The organism is Nocardioides jishulii, from assembly GCF_006007965.1.
GTDB classification, from domain to species: domain Bacteria; phylum Actinomycetota; class Actinomycetes; order Propionibacteriales; family Nocardioidaceae; genus Nocardioides; species Nocardioides jishulii.
Genome location: NZ_CP040748.1, coordinates 1,701,151 through 1,719,931, shown reverse-complemented (window position 1 = coordinate 1,719,931; position 18,781 = coordinate 1,701,151). Strand labels below are relative to the sequence as shown.

At 69.3% G+C, this 18,781-nt stretch carries 17 protein-coding genes and 1 pseudogene; 5 read left to right on the top strand and 13 right to left on the bottom strand.

All coding sequences use genetic code 11. The features are described from left to right. Window positions 1–5: 5 nt before the first annotated feature. From gap to uvrA, 8 genes are all read right to left on the bottom strand, one after another. On the bottom strand, window positions 6–1,001 hold the full coding sequence (gene gap / locus FCL41_RS08040; protein WP_137065554.1) for a type I glyceraldehyde-3-phosphate dehydrogenase: 996 nt from the start codon (window positions 999–1,001) through the stop codon (window positions 6–8). A gap of 97 nt (window positions 1,002–1,098) precedes the next feature. Next, entirely contained in the window at window positions 1,099–2,085 is a 987-nt protein-coding gene (whiA, locus tag FCL41_RS08035) for a DNA-binding protein WhiA (RefSeq protein WP_137065553.1), read from the bottom strand. A gap of 60 nt (window positions 2,086–2,145) precedes the next feature. Next, entirely contained in the window at window positions 2,146–3,102 is a 957-nt protein-coding gene (locus tag FCL41_RS08030; RefSeq protein WP_137065552.1) for a gluconeogenesis factor YvcK family protein, read from the bottom strand. A 1-nt stretch (window position 3,103) separates the two neighbouring features. Further along, window positions 3,104–3,970, bottom strand: coding sequence for an RNase adapter RapZ (gene rapZ / locus FCL41_RS08025; protein WP_137065551.1), 867 nt, complete (start codon window positions 3,968–3,970; stop codon window positions 3,104–3,106). Between the two features lies 1 nt (window position 3,971). Next, entirely contained in the window at window positions 3,972–5,939 is a 1,968-nt protein-coding gene (gene uvrC / locus FCL41_RS08020; RefSeq protein ID WP_137065550.1) for an excinuclease ABC subunit UvrC, read from the bottom strand. A gap of 95 nt (window positions 5,940–6,034) precedes the next feature. Next, the gene (locus FCL41_RS08015) at window positions 6,035–6,451 is read right to left on the bottom strand and encodes a QcrA and Rieske domain-containing protein (RefSeq protein ID WP_137065549.1); all 417 of its coding nucleotides are present in this window, start codon (window positions 6,449–6,451) and stop codon (window positions 6,035–6,037) included. Window positions 6,452–6,523: 72 nt separating this feature from the next. Continuing rightward, a complete protein-coding gene (locus FCL41_RS08010) occupies window positions 6,524–6,955 on the bottom strand; it encodes a Rieske (2Fe-2S) protein (RefSeq protein ID WP_137065548.1) in 432 nt (143 codons plus the stop codon). A 51-nt stretch (window positions 6,956–7,006) separates the two neighbouring features. Next, window positions 7,007–9,907, bottom strand: a complete 2,901-nt coding sequence (gene uvrA, locus FCL41_RS08005; protein WP_137065547.1) for an excinuclease ABC subunit UvrA — start codon at window positions 9,905–9,907, stop codon at window positions 7,007–7,009. Between the two features lie 148 nt (window positions 9,908–10,055). On the opposite strand from uvrA, the gene FCL41_RS08000 reads away from it, so the two are divergent. Then, window positions 10,056–10,730, top strand: a complete 675-nt coding sequence (locus FCL41_RS08000; protein ID WP_212723101.1) for an MBL fold metallo-hydrolase — start codon at window positions 10,056–10,058, stop codon at window positions 10,728–10,730. 38 nt (window positions 10,731–10,768) lie between these two features. On the opposite strand, the gene FCL41_RS07995 is transcribed toward FCL41_RS08000, so the two are convergent. After that, window positions 10,769–11,500, bottom strand: a complete 732-nt coding sequence (locus FCL41_RS07995; RefSeq protein ID WP_137065545.1) for a hypothetical protein — start codon at window positions 11,498–11,500, stop codon at window positions 10,769–10,771. 429 nt (window positions 11,501–11,929) lie between these two features. Here FCL41_RS07995 and trxA point away from each other — a divergent pair. From trxA to FCL41_RS07980, 4 genes and pseudogenes are all read left to right on the top strand, one after another. Further along, window positions 11,930–12,289, top strand: a pseudogene (trxA, locus tag FCL41_RS17430) (thioredoxin); the annotation flags it as partial. Between the two features lie 39 nt (window positions 12,290–12,328). Continuing rightward, window positions 12,329–12,586, top strand: a complete 258-nt coding sequence (locus tag FCL41_RS17425) for a rhodanese-like domain-containing protein (RefSeq protein WP_239021864.1) — start codon at window positions 12,329–12,331, stop codon at window positions 12,584–12,586. A 33-nt stretch (window positions 12,587–12,619) separates the two neighbouring features. Next, on the top strand, window positions 12,620–13,870 hold the full coding sequence (locus tag FCL41_RS07985) for an alpha/beta hydrolase (RefSeq protein WP_137065543.1): 1,251 nt from the start codon (window positions 12,620–12,622) through the stop codon (window positions 13,868–13,870). Further along, window positions 13,867–14,532, top strand: a complete 666-nt coding sequence (locus FCL41_RS07980) for a class I SAM-dependent methyltransferase (RefSeq protein WP_239021841.1) — start codon at window positions 13,867–13,869, stop codon at window positions 14,530–14,532. The genes FCL41_RS07985 and FCL41_RS07980 overlap by 4 nt, the downstream gene beginning before the upstream one ends. Here FCL41_RS07980 and FCL41_RS07975 read toward each other — a convergent pair. The 4 genes from FCL41_RS07975 to FCL41_RS07960 all read right to left on the bottom strand — a co-directional run bounded on the left by FCL41_RS07975 (window position 14,497) and on the right by FCL41_RS07960 (window position 18,713). Further along, a complete protein-coding gene (locus FCL41_RS07975) occupies window positions 14,497–15,600 on the bottom strand; it encodes a prenyltransferase/squalene oxidase repeat-containing protein (RefSeq protein ID WP_212723100.1) in 1,104 nt (367 codons plus the stop codon). The two genes, FCL41_RS07980 and FCL41_RS07975, sit on opposite strands and share 36 nt — an antisense overlap. Further along, window positions 15,600–16,319, bottom strand: a complete 720-nt coding sequence (locus tag FCL41_RS07970) for a class I SAM-dependent methyltransferase (protein WP_137065542.1) — start codon at window positions 16,317–16,319, stop codon at window positions 15,600–15,602. Before FCL41_RS07970 ends, FCL41_RS07975 begins: the two co-directional genes overlap by 1 nt. A 1-nt stretch (window position 16,320) precedes the next feature. Continuing rightward, entirely contained in the window at window positions 16,321–17,571 is a 1,251-nt protein-coding gene (locus tag FCL41_RS07965; protein ID WP_137065541.1) for a glycosyltransferase family 4 protein, read from the bottom strand. A gap of 170 nt (window positions 17,572–17,741) precedes the next feature. Beyond that, window positions 17,742–18,713: an NAD(P)/FAD-dependent oxidoreductase gene (locus FCL41_RS07960; RefSeq protein ID WP_137065540.1), complete on the bottom strand. Its 972-nt coding sequence runs from the start codon at window positions 18,711–18,713 to the stop codon at window positions 17,742–17,744. Between the last annotated feature and the right edge of the window lie 68 nt (window positions 18,714–18,781).

Sequence of the window (18,781 nt, the reverse complement as noted above, 5' to 3'; positions counted from 1 at the left end):
AATCGTCAGAGCGAGGTGCCGACGTAGTCGATCAGGTCGACGAGGCGGTTCGAGTAGCCCCACTCGTTGTCGTACCAGCCGGCCACCTTGACCTGGTTGCCGATGACCTTGGTCAGCGGAGCGTCGAAGATGCAGGACGCCGGGTCGGTGGTGATGTCGGTGGACACGATCGGGTCCGTCGAGTACTTCAGGATCTTGCCGTCGGCGGCGTTCTTGATGATCTCGTTGACCTCCTCGACGGTGGTCTCGCGCGAGGCCTCGAAGGAGAGGTCGGTGAGCGAGCCGGTCGGGGTCGGGACGCGGAGCGCGTAGCCGTCGAGCTTGCCCTTGAGCTCGGGGAGGACCAGGCCGATGGCCTTGGCGGCACCCGTCGAGGTCGGGACGATGTTGAGGGCGGCGGCGCGGGCGCGGCGCGGGTCCTTGTGGATGTTGTCCTGCAGGTTCTGGTCGGCGGTGTAGGCGTGCACCGTCGTCATCAGGCCCTTCTCGATGCCGAGGGCGTCGTTGAGCGCCTTCGCCATCGGGCCGAGGCAGTTGGTGGTGCAGGAGGCGTTGGAGATGATGTGGTGCTTGTCGGCCTCGTACAGCTCGTGGTTCACGCCCATCACGATGGTGATGTCCTCGTTGGAGGCGGGGGCGGAGATGATGACCTTCTTGGCGCCGGCGTCGATGTGCGCCTTCGCCTTCGTGGCGTCGGTGAAGAAGCCGGTGGACTCGACGACGACGTCGACGCCCAGCTCGCCCCACTTGAGGTCGGCGGGGTTGCGCTCGGCGAACGCGGCGATCTTCTGCTCACCGACGATGATGTGCGTGTCGGTCGCCGACACGTCCGCGTCGAGTCGGCCCAGGATGGAGTCGTACTTGAGCAGGTGCGCGAGGGCTTGGTTGTCAGTCAGGTCGTTGACACCGACGATCTCGATGTCGGCTCCCGATGCCCGTACGGCACGGAAGAAGTTGCGGCCAATGCGGCCGAAGCCGTTGATTCCAACACGGACAGTCACAGTCACTCCTGGATAGCGATGGGTCGAACAGCACCTCTGACTTTAGCGCGCTTCTATCAAGAAGGGTCAGCCGGCCGTCAGGTTGGCTGCCAGCGACTCAGGCGTCCTCAGCCAGCATGTCGGGTGTGAGCGACGACTCGGTGTCAGGGATGCCCAGCTCCTCGGCACGCTTGTCGGCCATCGCGAGGAGCCTGCGAATGCGTCCGGCGATCGCGTCCTTGGTGAGCACCGGGTCGTGCAGCTGGCCGAGCTCCTCCAACGACGCCTGCTTGTGCTCCAGGCGCAGGGCGCCGGCGAGCTTCAGGTGGTCGGGGACGTCCTCGGCGAGGATCTCCAGCGCACGTTCCACCCGCGCACCGGCCGCGACCGCAGCGCGTGCCGAGCGACGGAGGTTGGCGTCGTCGAAGTTGGCCAGCCGGTTGGCGGTCGCACGGACCTCGCGTCGCATGCGGCGCTCCTCCCAGGCCAGCAGGGTCTCCTGGGCGCCGAGCCGCGTGAGCAGGGCGCCGATGGCGTCCCCGTCGCGGATGACGACCCGGTCCACCCCGCGCACCTCACGGGCCTTCGCCTGGATGCCCAGCCGACGAGCCACGCCCACCAGCGCGAGTGCCGCCTCGGGCCCCGGGCAGGTGACCTCGAGCGCCGACGAACGGCCCGGCTCGGTCAAGGAGCCGTGGGCGAGGAAGGCGCCACGCCACGCCGCCACGGCGTCGCACCCGCCGCCGGAGACGACTGCGGGCGGCAGGCCACGGACCGGACGCCCGCGCCCGTCGAGGAGGCCGGTCTGCCGGGCGAGCGCCTCACCGTCGCGTACGACCCGGACCAGGTAGCGCGTGCCCTTGCGGATGCCGTTGCCCTGGACCATCGCCACCTCGGACTGGTGTCCGTAGATCTCGGCGATGTCCTTGCGCAGGCGCCGCGCAGCAGCCCCGGTGTCGACCTCGGCCTCGACGACGATCCGTCCGGAGACGATGTGGAGTCCACCCGCGAAGCGGAGCAGGGAGGCCACTTCGGCCTTGCGGCAACAGGTCTTGGTGATCTGGGTGTTAGCGAGCTCCGCCTTGACCTGTGCCGTCATTGCCATGGGCGGCATCCTGCCACGCATCCCCCGGGGGTGTGGAGTCCGTGGAGAGGAAGGGTTCGCTCAGCTGGACAGCAACGAGCGCAGTGTCTCGGCCAGCTTGGCGGGATCGTGGTGGGGCTCACCTGCGATGGCCACGTCGGCGAGCAGCAGCTCTGCTCCCACGTCACGGACGGCTGCCGCCAGGGCCACGTCGTCCTGGACGCTCCCCCGGTCAGCCACCACGGTGTGGATGTCGAGGTCGGGTGCGTGCTGCATCAGTGCCGCCAGGTGATCGACCGGCCCGTAGCCGCTGGTCTCGCCCTCCTGGGCGGTGAGGTTGAGCAGGAGCACCACGTTGGCGGGCGTACGCGTGAGCGCCTGGTGCAGTCCGGGGACCATCAGGTGAGGGATCACCGAGGTGAACCACGAGCCCGGCCCCAGGAAGACCCACTCCGCCTCCATGATCGCCTGGACTGCCTCGACGCACGCCGCGGGTTCCTCGGGCGACAGGGCCACCGAGAGGATCTCTCCGGGGGTCGTGGCGACGGCCTTCTGCCCGCGGACGACCTCCGTCACGCCCTCGGCCGCGCCGGGAGGGCGCACGGTCGCGGTGATGTCCATCGGGGTCGTGGCCATCGGGAGGACCCGACCGCGGGCCCCGAGCAACGTCCCGGCCCAGTCGAGCGCCCGCACGTGGTCCCCCATCAGCTCCCACAGGCCGACGAGCACGAGGTTGCCGATGGCGTGCCCCTCCATCTCGCCGTGGCCGCCGAAGCGGTGCTGGAAGAGCTCCGCCCACGTACGCCCCCACTCGTCCTCGCCGCACAGCGCGGCGAGGGCCATGCGCAGGTCCCCCGGCGGGAGCACGCCGAACTCCTGACGCAGACGGCCCGAGGAACCACCGTTGTCGGCCACCGTGACCACGGCGGTGATGGTGTCGACGTCGAGCGAGTCGTGGAGCATCCGCAGCGCGCTCAACGAGGCGTGCAGACCGTGCCCTCCGCCGAGGGCGACGACCGCCTGTGACTGGGTGGCCACGTCACTCCCGTCCGAGGTCGCGGTGGATGCAGCGGACGTCGAGACCGCCCTCGGCCAGCCGCTGGGAGATCGCCTCCGACATGGCGACGCTGCGGTGCTTGCCGCCGGTGCAGCCCAGGGCCACCGTCATGAAGCGTTTGCCCTCCTCGAGGTATCCCCTCGCGACGAGCTCCAGGACCGGGGTGTAGCTGTCGAGGAAGGGCATCGCGTCGGGCTGCTTCTTCACGTACTCGGCGACGTCGAGGTCCTTGCCGGTGTGCGCGCGCAGCTCGGGCACCCAGTGGGGGTTCGGCAGGAAGCGCATGTCCGCCACGAAGTCGGCGTCGCCGGGGATGCCGTACTTGAAGCCGAAGCTGATCACCGTCACCTTGAGCTGGAGTGACTGCAGGGAGCCGAAGTGGGTGGCGATCCGCGCGGTCAGCTGGTGGACGTTGAGGCCGGTGGTGTCGATCAGCAGGTCTGCACGCCCCCGGATCTTGGTGAGCACCTCGCGCTCACGCTCGAGGCCGTCGAGCAGGCGCCCGTCCCCCTGCAGCGGGTGGGGCCGCCGGGCGGCCTCCTGACGGCGTACGAGGGCGTCGTCGGAGGCGTCGAGGTAGAGCAACGTGGTCGGACGACCGGTGCTGTGCTCGTAGCGCTGGCTGGCGAGGGTGTCGAAGAAGGCGCCCGAACGCACGTCGACCACGATCGCGACGGGTTGCGAGGTGCCGTGCTCGGCGTCGACCATCCCCACGACGTCGGGGACGAGCGTGGGCGGCAAGTTGTCGACCACGAAGTAGCCGAGGTCCTCCAGCTCCTTGGCCGCCGTGCTGCGTCCGGCTCCGGTCATGCCCGTGATGATGACGAGCTCACCGCGTTGGCTGGTCATGTCAGTGCTCCTCGATCTCTCCGGTGGCCGTGTTGATGCGCGGCCCAGTCTGACGGGTGCTGTCCTGCTGCGTGAGGGCTTCCTTGATGGCGGCGGCGGTCTGCGGACCGATGCCGGGCACCATGGCGATCTCCTCGACCGAGGCCAGCCGCAGCTTCTTGAGGGAACCGAAGTGGCGCAGGAGCGCCTTGCGTCGGATCTCGCCCAGGCCCGGGACGTCGTCCAGGAGGCTCTCCACCATGGTCCGGGAACGACGCCCACGGTGGTGGGCGATGGCGAAGCGGTGAGCCTCGTCGCGGATGCGCTGCAGGAGGTAGAGACCCTCGCTGGTGCGGGGCAGGATGACGGGGTCCTCCTCGCCCGGCAGCCAGACCTCCTCGAGGCGCTTGGCGAGGCCGCAGACGGGGATGTCGCCCAACCCCAGCTGCTCGAGCGCGTCAGCGGCCGCGGCCACCTGCGGCGGACCACCGTCCACGACGACGAGAGCCGGGACGTACGCGAACTTGCGCGGGCGACCCGTGTCGGGGTCGACGAGCATGGGGCCTGACTCGGTGGAGACCTCGGCGGCCTTCGACCGTTCCTCCAGCAGCCGGCGGAACCGACGGGTGATCACCTCGTGCATGGAGGCGACGTCGTTCTGGCCCTCGACGTCCTTCACGACGAAGCGGCGGTACTCGCTCTTGCGTGCCAGGCCGTCCTCGAAGACCACCATCGAGGCCACCACCTCGGTGCCCTGCAGGTTGGAGACGTCGAAGCACTCGATGCGCAGCGGCACCTCGGCGAGGTCGAGCGCCTCCTGGATCTCCTCCAACGCCCGGTTGCGGGTGGTCAGGTCGCTGGCCCGACGAGTCTTGTGCAGGGCGAGCCCCTGGACGGCGTTGCGGGCCACGGTCTCCTGGAGCGTCTTCTTGTCGCCACGCTGCGGCACACGGATCCGCACCTTCGAGCCGCGCAGGGAACTCAGGAGGTCCTCCAGCGTCGCGACGTCCGGCGGCAGCTGCGGGACCAGCACCTCGCGCGGGATGGCGTCGGGATCACCGGCGTAGAGCTGGAGCAGGAACTCCTCCACGAGCTCGGGGGTGCCGCCCTCGTCGGTACGGTCGGCCACCCAGCCACGCTGGCCACGGATGCGACCCCCACGCACGTGGAAGACCTGCACTGCCACCTCGAGCGGGTCCTCGGCGAGGGCGACCACGTCGGCGTCGGTGCCGTCGGCGAGCACGACGACCTGCTTCTCCAGGGCCCGCCGGAGGGCTCCGAGGTCATCACGCAGTCGGGCAGCCTTCTCGAAGTCGAGCGCCTCGGAGGCGGCGTACATCTCGTTCTCGACGCGCTTGACGAAGGCGTCGGTGTTGCCGGCCATGAAGTCGCAGAGGTCGTCGACGATCTTGCGGTGCTCCTCCGCGGTCACCCGACCCACGCACGGCGCGGAGCACTTGTCGATGTAGCCGAGCAGGCACGGGCGGCCGATCTGCGCGGACCGGTTGAAGACGCCCTTGGTGCACGAACGCATCGGGAAGACGCGCAGCAGCTGGTCCACCGTCTCGCGGATCGCCCAGGCGTGGCCGTAGGGCCCGAAGTAGCGGGTGCCCTTCTTCTTGGCGCCGCGTCCGACCATGACCCGGGGGAACTCCTCCCCCACGGTGACCGCCAGCCAGGGGTAGGACTTGTCGTCGCGGTACTTGACGTTGAACCGCGGGTCGAACTCCTTGATCCACGAGTACTCGAGCTGGAGTGCCTCGACCTCGGTGCGGACCACCGTCCACTCGACACTCGCGCCCGTGGTGACCATCGTCGCGGTGCGAGGGTGCAGGCCCGAGATGTCCTGGAAGTACGACGACAGACGCGACCGGAGGTTCTTCGCCTTGCCGACGTAGATGACTCGCCCGTGGGTGTCCCTGAATCGGTAGACCCCGGGCTGGGTAGGAATCGACCCGGGAGCGGGGCGGTACGACGCGGGGCTGGGCACGTCCCCAAGCCTACGGAGTGCGCCGCCACCGACCGGGACGGACACTCACGGACCACGAGCCGGGCCGTGCCCGGGCGGGCCCGGAAGCGTCGGGCTCAGGCGGTGATGATGCGTCCGTCCTCGACGACGATCTCGACGGGCGCGAGGGGCTCCTTGGCAGGTCCCGCCAGGCGTTCACCGGTGGCGAGGTCGAACATGCTGCCGTGGCAGCGGCACGGGATGTGCCCTTGGTCGGAGGAGCCCACGAAGCAGCCCTTGTGGGAGCACTCCGCGTTGAAGGCCCGGAACTCGCCCTCCTCGGGCTGGGAGACGACCGTGCCGTAGCGGGCGAAGACCTGGCAGCCGCCGACCGGGACGTCGGCCGCCATGCCGACCTGACGACCGGGGCCCGGGGGGTCCACCTGGTTGAAGTGGGGGTCGGCCGACGGATCGGCACACGAAGCAACAACGGGGGCCATCGCGACGCCGGCACCTGCGGCGAGCACACGACGACGTGTGGGGGGTTGGGTCACGCATCCTCCTGACGAACAACGGCCAGCATAGGCAGCGCGTGGTCAGGGACCCTCACCACGGCGCCCGCCCGCTCAGCCTTCTGTGGCGACGACGACACCGTCCCTCACCTCGACGGCCACCTCCGCCAGCGGCTCCTGGGCCGGGCCCTTGATGACGGATCCGTCGGTGAGGGAGAAGCGACTGCCGTGGCAGTTGCACGGGATGTCGCCGTCGCGCGACGGCGACACCGGGCACGCCTTGTGGGTGCACAGCGCACTGAAGGCCTTGAACTCGCCCTCGGTCGGCTGGGTGACCACCACCGCCTGGTCGCCGGTCACGGCGCACCCACCGACGGGCACGTCCTCGACCTTCAGGAGCTCCGTGCCCGACGCGGGCGGTTCGACCTGCGGCGTCGGTTCGTCCTCCCCGCAGGCGGCCACCAGCGGCGCGGCCACGGCCGCGCTCCCGGTGGCGAGGACACGACGACGGGTGAGGGGGTGCGACAGCGGACTGCGCTCGCTCATGCTTCCTCCGGCTCTGCTCTTCTGGTGCTACGTCAGTTCGTGGCGCGCCCGTCACTTCTTGGTACGGGCTGCGGCCTTCTTCTTGGGCTTGGCGGCGACCACGGCTGCGCGCCCCTCCAGCAGCGGCGCCAGGAAGCGACCGGTGTGGCTGGCCTCGTTCTTGGCCACCTCCTCGGGCGTGCCCTCGGCGACCACCATGCCGCCGCGAGATCCGCCCTCCGGGCCCATGTCGACCAGCCAGTCGGCCGTCTTGATGACGTCGAGGTTGTGCTCGATGACCAGCACCGTGTTGCCCTGGTCGACCAATCGACCGAGCACGCCGAGCAGCTTGCGGATGTCCTCGAAGTGAAGGCCCGTGGTGGGCTCGTCGAGGACGTACAGCGTGCGACCCGTCGACCGCTTCTGGAGCTCGCTCGCCAGCTTGACGCGCTGCGCCTCACCGCCTGACAGCGTGGTCGCGGGCTGGCCGAGACGGACGTAGCCCAGGCCGACCTCGGTCAAGGTCTTCATGTGCCGGCTGATCGCGGGAACGGCGGAGAAGAACTCCGCTGCCTCCTCGATCGGCATGTCCAGCACCTCGGCGATGGTCTTGCCCTTGTAGTGCACCTCGAGCGTCTCGCGGTTGTAGCGAGCACCGTGACAGACCTCGCAGGGGACGTAGACGTCCGGCAGGAAGTTCATCTCGATCTTGATCGTGCCGTCGCCGTGGCACGCCTCGCAGCGACCGCCCTTGACGTTGAACGAGAAGCGCCCCGGCATGTAGCCGCGGACCTTGGCCTCCGGCGTCTGCGCGAAGAGCTTGCGTACGTGGTCGAAGACGCCCGTGTAGGTCGCGGGGTTGCTTCGCGGCGTACGACCGATGGGCGACTGGTCGACGTGGATGACCTTGTCGACCTCCTCCACGCCGGTGATGGTGCGGTGGCGACCGGGCACCGTGCGTGCGTTGTAGAGCTGCTTGGCCAGCGACGTGTAGAGGATGTCGTTGACCAGCGTGGACTTCCCGGAGCCGGAGACGCCGGTGACGGCAACGAACATGCCCAGCGGGAAGGTCACGTCGACGTTGCGGAGGTTGTTCTCCTTGGCGCCCTTGACCACCAGCTCGCGACCCGGGGTCCGGGGGCGTCGGAGCTCCGGCACCGGGATCTCGCGCCGGCCCGAGAGGTACTGCCCGGTCATCGAGTCAGGGTGGGTGAGCAGGTCCTCCACGGTCCCGGAGTGCACCACCTGACCGCCGTGCTCGCCAGCAGCCGGGCCGATGTCGACGACCCAGTCGGCGGTGCGGATCGTGTCCTCGTCGTGCTCGACGACGATCAGCGTGTTGCCCAGGGCCCGCAGGCGCAGGAGTGTCTCGATGAGTCGGGCGTTGTCGCGCTGGTGCAGCCCGATCGACGGTTCGTCCAGCACGTAGAGGACTCCGACGAGCCCTGCGCCGATCTGCGTCGCGAGACGGATCCGCTGGGCCTCACCACCCGAGAGCGACCCGCTGGGACGGTCCAGGGACAGGTAGTCCAGCCCCACGTCGAGGAGGAAGCGCAACCGCTCCTGGATCTCCTTGAGGACGCGCTCCGCGATCTGCTTCTCGCGGTTCGACAGCTCCAGCTGCGCGAGGAACTCCGCCGTCTCGTTGAGCGGCTTGGCGCACAGCTCCGCGATCGAGATCCCGCCGAGGGTCACCGACATGGAGATCGGCTTCAGGCGGCTGCCCTTGCACGCGGGACACGGCACCTCGCGCATGAAGCCCTCGAAGCGCTCGCGGGTCGTGTCGGACTCGGCGTCACCGTGGCGACGCTCGATGTACTGGCTGACACCCTCGAACTCGGCGTAGTAGGAGCGCTGGCGTCCGTAGCGGTTGCGGGTCACGACGTGGACCTTGGTGGGATGGCCCTCGAGGATCGCCTTGCGCGCAGTGCTGGGCAGCTTCTCCCAGGGCGTGTTCAGGTCGAAGCCGAGCTCCTCACCCAGGGCGCCCATCAGACGCAGGAAGTAGTCGGCCACGTGGGCCCCGCTCCAGGGCTGGATCGCGCCCTCACCCAGCGTCGCCTCGGGGTTCGGCACGACCAGCTCGGGGTCCATCTCCATCCGCGTGCCGATGCCGTGGCAGGTGGTGCAGGCCCCGAAGGGCGAGTTGAAGGAGAACGAACGGGGCTGCAGGTCGTCGGACTCGATCGGGTGCTCGTTGGGGCAGGCCATCCGCTCGGAGAACGTGAGCTCGCGCCCCGGCGCACCCGGCTCGTCGTCGACGAAGTCGAAGACGACCAGTCCGTCGGCCAGGCCCAGTGCGGTCTCCACCGAGTCGGTCAGTCGCTGCTTGGACGCGGGCTTGACGGCGAGACGGTCGACGACCACCTCGATGGTGTGCTTCTTCTGCTTGTTGAGCGTCGGTGGTGCGTCGAGGCTGTAGGTCTCGCCGTCGACGCGCGCCCGGCTGAAGCCCTGGGTCTGGAGCGAGGAGAAGAGCTCGACGTACTCACCCTTGCGTCCGCGGATGACCGGAGCCAGCACCTGGAATCGGCGGCCCTCCTCCAGGGAGAGGATGCGGTCGACGATCTGCTGCGGGGTCTGGCGCTCGATGGGCGCGCCGCACGTGGGGCAGTGCGGACGGCCCGCACGGGCGTACAGCAGTCGCAGGTAGTCGTAGACCTCGGTGATCGTGCCCACGGTGGAGCGCGGGTTCTTCGAGGTGGACTTCTGGTCGATCGACACCGCCGGCGAGAGGCCCTCGATGAAGTCGACGTCGGGCTTGTCCATCTGTCCGAGGAACTGCCGTGCGTATGCCGAGAGCGACTCGACGTAGCGACGCTGGCCCTCCGCGAAGATCGTGTCGAACGCGAGCGAGGACTTCCCCGAGCCGGACATGCCGGTGAAGACGATCAGGGAGTCGCGCGGAAGGTCGAGCGACACGTCCTTGAGGTTGTGCTCCCGGGCACCACGAATGATGAGTTGGTCAGTCACGAGCGTCCTTGGAGTGTGGGTCGCGACGTTCGTTCGAACGCATGTTCGCCATCCTAGATGGCTGGGTCAACGTCGGCGGAGTGACACTCCCACTCTTCCACAGCCCTTGGAACGCGCCGCCCCGCCGGGGTCGGGCAGGATGGTGGCCATGACGTCCTACACGGGAGACGTCTCCCCCGGCGGAGACCCCCAGACCCGCACGTTGTCCACGCTCGCCATCACCAAGGTCGCCGTCGACGACAAGATGTCGAACAACTGCTACCTCCTGCGGTGCACCGAGTCCGGTGAGCAGCTGCTGGTCGACGCGGCCGACTCCCCCGACGTCCTGCTGCCCCTGCTCAAGGGAGGGGGTCTGGCGACGGTCGTCACCACGCACCAGCACTGGGACCACCACCGGGCCCTGGCCGCGGTGGTCGAGGCGACCGGAGCCGAGCACTTCGCGGGGGCGCCTGACGCCGACGCGATCGAGGAGCAGACAGGCGTCGAGGCCGCTCGCCGCCTCGAGCACGGTGACATCGTGCGGGTGGGCCGGGTCGACCTCGACGTGATCGCCATCGCCGGTCACACCCCCGGGTCGGTCTGCCTCCTGCACCGGGACAGTGACGGCGTCCCGCACCTCTTCACCGGAGACTCACTCTTCCCGGGCGGCGTGGGCTCCACCTTCGGCGACGCCGACGCGTTCGAGCTCCTCATCGACCAGGTCGAGGAGCGGATCTTCGGCCTCCTGCCTGACGAGACCCACTTCTACCCGGGGCACGGCAAGGACGGCCTCCTCGGGCAGGAGCGCGAGCACCTGCCCGAGTGGCGGGCCCGGAAGTGGTGAGCCTGCCACCGAGCCTCAGCAGGTCATGGCGGTGAGCCTCAGCAGGTCATGGCGGTGAACGTCAGGTCCGAGATGAAGATGCCCTGGAGCCCGTTGTTGTCCAGGTTGTTGCCCGCCTGGTCGTTCCAGAAGGTCACCTGGACGGTGCTCACTCCCGTCGTGGGACCGTAGTTGACCGTCACGTTGCCCGCTCCCGAGGTTGCGGGGTCGTAGGAGCTGTTGGTCCCGGTGTTGCGGAAGGGCCACGTCGAGGCGGTGGCGGCCTGAGTGGTGGCGGGCGTGCCGTTGCCGGTGAGGGCGCTGGCGAAGGTGAACGTCCGGGTACCACTCACGATGAGTCGGTCCTGGTACTGCCCGTTCGCGCTGTCGATGTCCGTGACGGTGAACTGCAGATTCTTCACGGGTCGGTTGAAGCCGAGCGTGAGCACCTGGCTGTGACCCTGGCGCACCAGGGAGGTCGCGCCGTGGGACGAGCTGCTCGTTCCCAGGTCCTGGAGCAACGTGAGGCCACGCGAGCGCAGGCCACCGATGTTGCCCGGGGACACGCGCATGTTCTGGTAGCTGCCGCTGGTGGCCCCCCGCATCCGAGCGCCGGTGAAGGCGTTGGTCGCCGTCACCACCAAGGGCTTGGCTGCGGCGATCTGGGAAGCCGTCAAGCCCTGCGTCGTGAGCGTGGCCGGAGCAGTGCCGAGGCCGGCGCCGGTGGGGGCGCCGGTCGCGTTGGGCCTGAACGAGTAGCCGGCGCCAGCCCAGTTCAGGGTGTAGTTCACGTCACGGCACTGGGACAGAGAAGTCGCGTGAACGGGACTGGCAGCCGCGACCACGACGGTCGGAACTGCCCAGGCCGAGGCAGCCAGAAGACCGCGACGAGTGGTGGAGATGGACATGCGGGACCCCCACGTGGGCGCACGACGGCAGCGCGCCGGACCCCACGGGTGTGAAAGAAGACTGCCTTCGGGTGCTGAAGCCGCAGGCGAGCGACGGTGGTCGCTACACCGATCCAAGGGCAACGCCGCTCCGGCGCGTCACCGAATGGCGCCTCATCCCCAAAAAGGAGGAGGGGCGGAGGTGGACCATTGGTAGACCATGTGATTTCAGCGACTGGCCTCTTTCGACGGGTCACTCCCCCGCTCGCTCGTCGCTCCCCGTGGACGCCAGGCGTGTGCACCTTCTCGTGTGCACCTTGTAACGTGCGGTGCATGACCACGCAGGCGCTCACCGCTTCCAGCTTCGAATCCATCGTGACCGGCGAGGGCATCGTGCTCGTCGACTTCTGGGCCGACTGGTGTGGCCCGTGCAAGCAGTTCGCACCGGTCTTCGAGGCAGCGTCGGAGAAGCACCCCGACATCGTCTTCGGCAAGGTCGACACCGAGGCGGAGCGCGAGCTGGCTGCGATGGCCCAGATCTCGTCGATCCCCACGATCATGGCCTTCCGCGACGGCATCCTGGTCTTCTCCCAGCCCGGCGCCCTCCCCGCCACCGCGCTGGAGGAGCTGATCTCCGGGGTGCGCGCCATCGACATGGACGAGGCGCGTCGTCAGATCGCCGCCGCCGAGTCGGGCGAGATCGACCTCGACTCCTTCGCCGCCGAGCACGCCATGGGTGCGTTCGTGCTCGACGTGCGTGAGGACGACGAGTACGCCGCGGGCCACGTTCCCGGCGCCGTGCACATCCCGATGGGTCAGGTGGGTGAGCGGATCGACGAGCTCCCTGACGGCCCCCTGCTCGTGATCTGTCGCAGTGGCAACCGCAGCCGCCAGGTGTGCGAGTTCCTGCGCTCGCAGGGGCGACAGGCGATCAACGTCTCCGACGGCACGATGGGTTGGGCCGACCGCGGCTGGCCGCTGGAGTCCTGACACCGCTTCGGGTGGGCGGCTAGCATCGGCGCCGTGGGTTACCTCGTACGCCAGGCCATCGTCGCCGCGCTGACCGCCAACTCCCTTCGCCCCTCCCGGTCGTACCGTGGTGGGGCGTTGTCGTTCCTGGCAGGGTTCCTGACCACCGAGCTCGCGCCGCAGATCCTCGCGGTGAACTCAATGGACACGGCCGTCCACCTCCTGCGCGGACGACGTTCGTGGCCGGGACTCGCCCTCGCAGCCTTCAGCACGGTGGGCCTGGCACGCGAAGTGGTGCAGAGCAACAGGAGCCCCCAGGGCTTCAACGACGCCCTCAGCGCCCTCGGCCCGCTCGACGGCCTGGAGCCGATCACGGCGCGCGACACCACGCGTACGCTCGGCCGCCGCGTCAACCCGTTGCCGCGCCCGGACCCTGGAGTCCGGATCGTGCGGGACGTGCGGTACTCCCCCGCTGGTCGCCGCGGACTGCTGGACCTCTACCTACCGGCGGAGACTCCCAGCACCCCCGCGCCGGTCCTCCTGCAGATCCACGGCGGCGGGTGGACGATCGGCACCAAGGAGCACCAAGGGGTGCCGCTCATGCAGCACATGGCATCGCTGGGATGGATCTGCGTGGCCATCAACTACCGGCTCGCCCCGCGAGACCCCTTCCCGGCACAGATCATCGACGTGAAGAAGGCCATCGCCTGGATCAAGGAGCACGTGGCCGAGCACGGCGGTGACCCCGACTACGTCGTGGTCACCGGTGGTTCTGCAGGCGGACATCTCGCGGCCCTCGCGGCCCTCACGCCCGGTGCGCCGGAGTACCAGCCGGGCTTCGAGGAGGCCGACACCAGCGTGCAGGCCGCGGCTCCGATCTACGGCGTCTTCGACTTCGCCGGTGCCACCGGCCTGCGCAGCGCGATAACCATGCGCGACCGGTTCCTGGGACCGCGAGTGCTCATGCGTTCCTACGCCACCGACCCCGAGCCCTTCGAGGCCGCTTCACCGATCCTGCGCATCACCGAGGATGCACCCGACTTCTTCGTGGTGCACGGGGCCACCGACTCCCTGGTGGACGTCCAGCAGGCGCGGCTCTTCGTCGAGGCGCTGCGGCGCGAGTCGCGGGCCCACGTCGTCTATGCCGAGCTCCCGGGGGCCCAGCACGCCTTCGACCTCTTCAACACCACCCGCACCTCCCACATGGTCCGGGCCCTGGCCAACTACCTCACCTGGCACCGCCGGCGACACGTGTCGGGACCCGCGGCGGTGCCCGACGAGCCGTTGGGAACAATGGCGGAGTGACCACCTCGACGATGCCGCCCGCCCTGCTCGACCACGCACTGGCGGCCAAGGGGTTCATGCCCGAGGACGAAGGGCTGCTGCTGCACCGTCGGGCTGTGGAGCGACTTCCCCACGGACCTGCCCTCGAGGTGGGCACCTACTGCGGCAAGTCCGCCGTCTACCTCGGCGCTGCGGCGGCGCAGGTCGACGGCACGGTCTTCACCGTGGACCACCACCACGGCAGCGAGGAGAACCAGGCCGGCTGGGAGCACCACGACGCCGAGGTGGTTGATCCCCGTACCGGGCGCATGGACACGCTGCCGTTCTTCCGGCGCACCATCGAGGACGCAGGGCTGGAGGACCACGTCGTCGCCGTCGTGGGCCAGTCCCTCACCGTCGCCCGGCACTGGCGTACGCCGCTCTCCCTGCTCTTCATCGACGGCGGCCACTCCGAGGAGCACGCCCAGAACGACTACACCGGGTGGGCCAACTGGGTGATGGCGGATGGGCTCCTGGTCATCCACGACGTCTTCGCCGACCCGGCTGAGGGCGGACAGCCGCCGTACCACGTGTTCCTGCGGGCGCTGCAGAGCGGCTGCTTCACCGAGGACGAGCGGCTGGGATCGATGCGAGTGCTGCGTCGGACGTCAGGAGATGCCGGCGACGAAACGGGAGTCGGCTGAGCCGCAGCCGCACCGCGCGCCCAGGTCGCCGAACGTCACCAGCGTCTCGCCGCGCATGATGTCGGAACCCGGCGTCGCCCGCGAGAGCTGGTCAGCCGCCAGGATCACCGCGGCCGCGGTGTAGGTGGTCTGCTCCCCCGGCCAGTTCACCTGGTCGGGGAAGACCCAGCCGGTCCAGTAGCTGCCGTTCTCGTGCCGCAGGTGCTGCATGTCGGCGAAGAGGCGAAGGGCGCGTTCACGGTCACCGTTCGCCTCCAGCGACATCACGAGCTCGCACGTCTCGGCGCCCGTCACCCACGGGTTCTCCCGGACGCACCGGATGCCGAGCCCGTCCTCGACAAAGACGTCCCACTTCTCCTCGAAGAGAGCGTCCGCGGCCGCACCGCGGACGGCGCCGCCGAGGACCGGGTAGTACCAGTCCATCGAGAACTCGGACTTGTCGAGGAAGAGGTCACGGTGCTCCCGCAGGGCGTGCGCCAGTCTCGCCCCGGCGAACTCCCACTCGGGCTGGGGGTCACCGACGAGCTCAGCCAGCGCGCACCCCGCGGCCAGCGCATGGTGGATCGACGACGAGCCGGCGACCAGGGCGTCGGTGTTGATCCGTCCGGGCCGACCGTCGACCCATTCCTGCGACCAGGCGATGCCACCGGAGGGAAGCTGCAGCGAGACGACCCAGTCCAGCCCGGCACGCACGCACGGCCAGTACCGGTCGACGAAGGCGCGGTCACGGCGTACGAGCCAGTGGTGCCACACGCCGACGGCGAGGTAGGCCGACATGTTGGTCTCACCGCTGGCGTCCTCGACGGTGCCCTCGACGATCTTCATGGGCCACGAGCCGTCCGGGCGCTGGGTCTGGAGCACCCACTCGTACGCGCGCTCGGCGGCCTCGACCTCTCCACCGACCAGCATCGCCATGGCGGCCTCGACGTGGTTCCACACGTCGACCTTGTCCCCGGGGGTCCACGGGACGGCACCGGACGGCTCCTGCATGGCCGCGATCGAGGCGGCGGTCTGCGCGACCTGCTCCGCGGTCAGGATGCCGTCGACCTCAGGGATGGGGTGGGCCATCAGGCGCTGAGAGGCTTCGTGAAGTAGAGGACCATGCTCTTGCCGATCATCGGGTCCAGGACCTTGCCGGCGAGCTGGAGGACCTTGGGCTGCTTCATGATCTCCCACACCAGGAGCTTGTGGTACGCCTTGGCGAGCGGGTGGTCGTCGTTGTTGACGCCCACCGCGCACTTGATCCACCAGTAGGGGGAGTGCAGGCCGTGGGCGTAGTCCTTGCCCGTGAAGGTGAGCCCGGCCTTGGAGATCTTGTCGGTGAGCTCCTTGTCCGTGTAGATCCGGATGTGTCCGCCCTCGACGTTGTGGTAGTCGTCGGAGAGCTTCCAGTTGATGACCTCGGGCAGCCAGCGGGGCACCGAGACCGCCAAGGTGCCGCCGGGGCGGAGGACGCGGACGAGCTCCTGGATGGCCTGGATGTCGGCGGGGATGTGCTCGAGCACCTCCGCAGCCACGACCCGGTCGAACTCGCCGTCGGCGAAGGGCAGGGAGAGCGCGTCACCCTCCTTCACGTCGGCCTCCGCGCCCTCGGGGACCTCGCCGGCCTCCTTCATCGCGACGAAGAGGTTGCGGACGTTCTCCAGCTCCTCGACGTCCATGTCGAAGGCAATGACGTCCGCGCCGCGGCGGTACATCTCGAAGGCGTGGCGCCCGGCGCCGCAGCCCATGTCCAGCACGCGGTCCCCGGCCTGGAGGCCGAGTCGGTCGAAGTCAACGGTCAGCACGTCATTCCCCCTGGGCCTTCTCGGCCCGGTAGTCGTCGATCACTTCTTGGTAGGCGGCGGCGGTCTTCTGGGCGACCGCCCGCCAGCTGAACATGTCGAGGACGCGCTGGCGACCAGCCGCGCCCATCCGCTCCCGGCGCTCAGGATCGTCGAGGAGCGCTGCGATGGCGTGCGTCAGCTCGCCCACGTCGCCGGGCGTCACGAGGTCGGCGCACTCTCCGTCAGCGCCGACGACCTCCGGGATCGCACCGGCCCGTGAGACGACCAGCGGGGTGGCGCAGGCCATCAGCTCGGCCGTGGGCAGCGAGAACCCTTCGTACAACGACGGGACGCAGGCCAGCTCGGCAGAGCCCATCAGCTCGACGAGCTCGGCGTCGGAGACGCCGGAGACGAAGCTGACGTGCTCGCCGATGCCGAGCTTCTCGATGAGCTGCTCGGTGCGGCCGCCCTGGGCCGGCTTCGTGACCAGGACGAGCGAGAGGTCGCGTTCGGTACGCAGCTTGGCGAACGCCTCGAGAAGCGTCGAGATGCCCTTCATGGGGGCGTCGGCACTGGCCATCGCCAGGATGCGGCCGGGCACCCGCGGGGTGGTCGGCGGGACGAACGAGTCCTCGACGCCGAGCAGGATCACCTGCATCCGCGCCGGGTCGACGCCGAAGTCGGTGGCGATGTCGCGCTTCGACGACTCCGAGGGGGTGAGGATCTTGCGGGCACGGCGCGCGACGCGGCCCTGCATGCGCAGGAAGCCGTACCAGCGGCGCAGCGATAGCTTCTTGCGCAGGGTCGGCGCCGCGGCCAGCTCCACGCGGCGGTCGAAGGTGATCGGGTGGTGCAGCGTCGTGACGAGGGGCAGGCCCATCTTCTCGATCGCCAGCATGCCGTCACCCAGCACCTGGTTGTCGTGCACGACGTCGAAGTCGTCCACGCGGTCCTTGAGCAGGCGCGCGACGCGCTTGCTGAAGGTCCTCGGCTCCGGGAAGCCGGCCGTGCACATGGTGAGGAACTCCTCGACGTCGATGCGGTCGCGGAACTCCCGGAGCTTGGGCACCCGGAAGGGGTCCGGCTCGCGGTACAGGTCGAGCGAGGGCACCTTCGTGAGCTTCACGCCCTCGTCGAGGATCGGGTAGGGCTGGCCGGAGAAGACCTCGACCTCGTGGCCCAGCGCGACCAGCTCGCGGCTGAGGTGCCGGAGGTAGATCCCCTGACCGCCGACATGGGGCTTGCTGCGGTAGGAGAGCAGTGCAACGCGCAACGTCTCGGCCTTCCTGAACTGGTGACCCGCGTTTTTACCACGCGTCGCCTCGGTAACGTCTCTGCTGCCAGTGAACGAACCTGACCCACGTACTGTTCCACGGCCGCCGGGTGGGAGGTCGTGCAGGGTGGCGCCGATCGGACGACCCCGAGCCACGCACCGCGGCGGACTCAGGCGTCGCTGGAGTGCCCCGGGAAGACGTGGGCCGACGGGTCGATCACGGCGGCGGCGTTGTTCACCGCCGTCGCCGCTTCACCGAAGCCGACGGCGATCAGCCGGACCTTGCCCGGGTAGTCGGTCACGTCGCCTGCTGCGAAGACCCGATCGAGGGACGTACGCATGGCGCTGTCGACCACGACGTGGCGCTTGGACGTCTCCAGCCCCCAGCTCTGGAGTGGACCGAGGTCGGCCACGAAACCGAGGGCAGCGACGACCGCCCGGCACGGCAGCACCTCCTCGTGTCCGTCGTCGGTCCTGACGACCACGGCCTCCACGGTCTCGTTGCCACGGATGTCGACGACCTGGGCGCAGGTGAGGAGGCGTACCGACGACTCGCGCACGGCGTCGACGGTACGAGCGTGGGCCCGGAACGCTGCACGACGGTGGACGAGGGTCACCGATGCGGCCACCGGTTCAAGGTGCTGGGCCCAGTCGAAAGCGCTGTCCCCGCCGCCGACGACCACCACGTCGTGGCTCCGGTAGGGCTCGAAGTCGGGGACGAAGTACTCCACGCCGCGTCCCACCCACTCCGGTCCGACCGGCAGGGGCCTCGGGCTGAAGGTGCCGATCCCGGCCGTCACCAGGACCGCAGCGGCCCGGACCTGCGTCCCGTCGTCGAGGCCCACGGTCACGGTCTCCCCGTCGTGGCGCAGCGTGAGGGCACTTCGCCCGAGCAGGTGGGTGGCATCGGTGGCACTCGCCTGGGCGACCAGCGCTGCGACGAGGTCACGCCCCTTGACCGCCGGGAAGCCGGCCACGTCGGCGATGAGCTTCTCCGGATACATGGCGGTGACCTGACCGCCCAGCTCGGGCAGCGAGTCGACCAGGGCGACGCGAAGCCCCCGAAAGCCCGCGTAGTAGGTGGCGAAGAGCCCTGTGGGCCCGGCGCCGATGACCAGCAGGTCCGTCTCCAGGACACTCATGCGCCCCCCTCAGCCCGAGTGTGATGCACGTCACCCTAGAGCACGGGGTGGGCGACGCCCACTCCTGT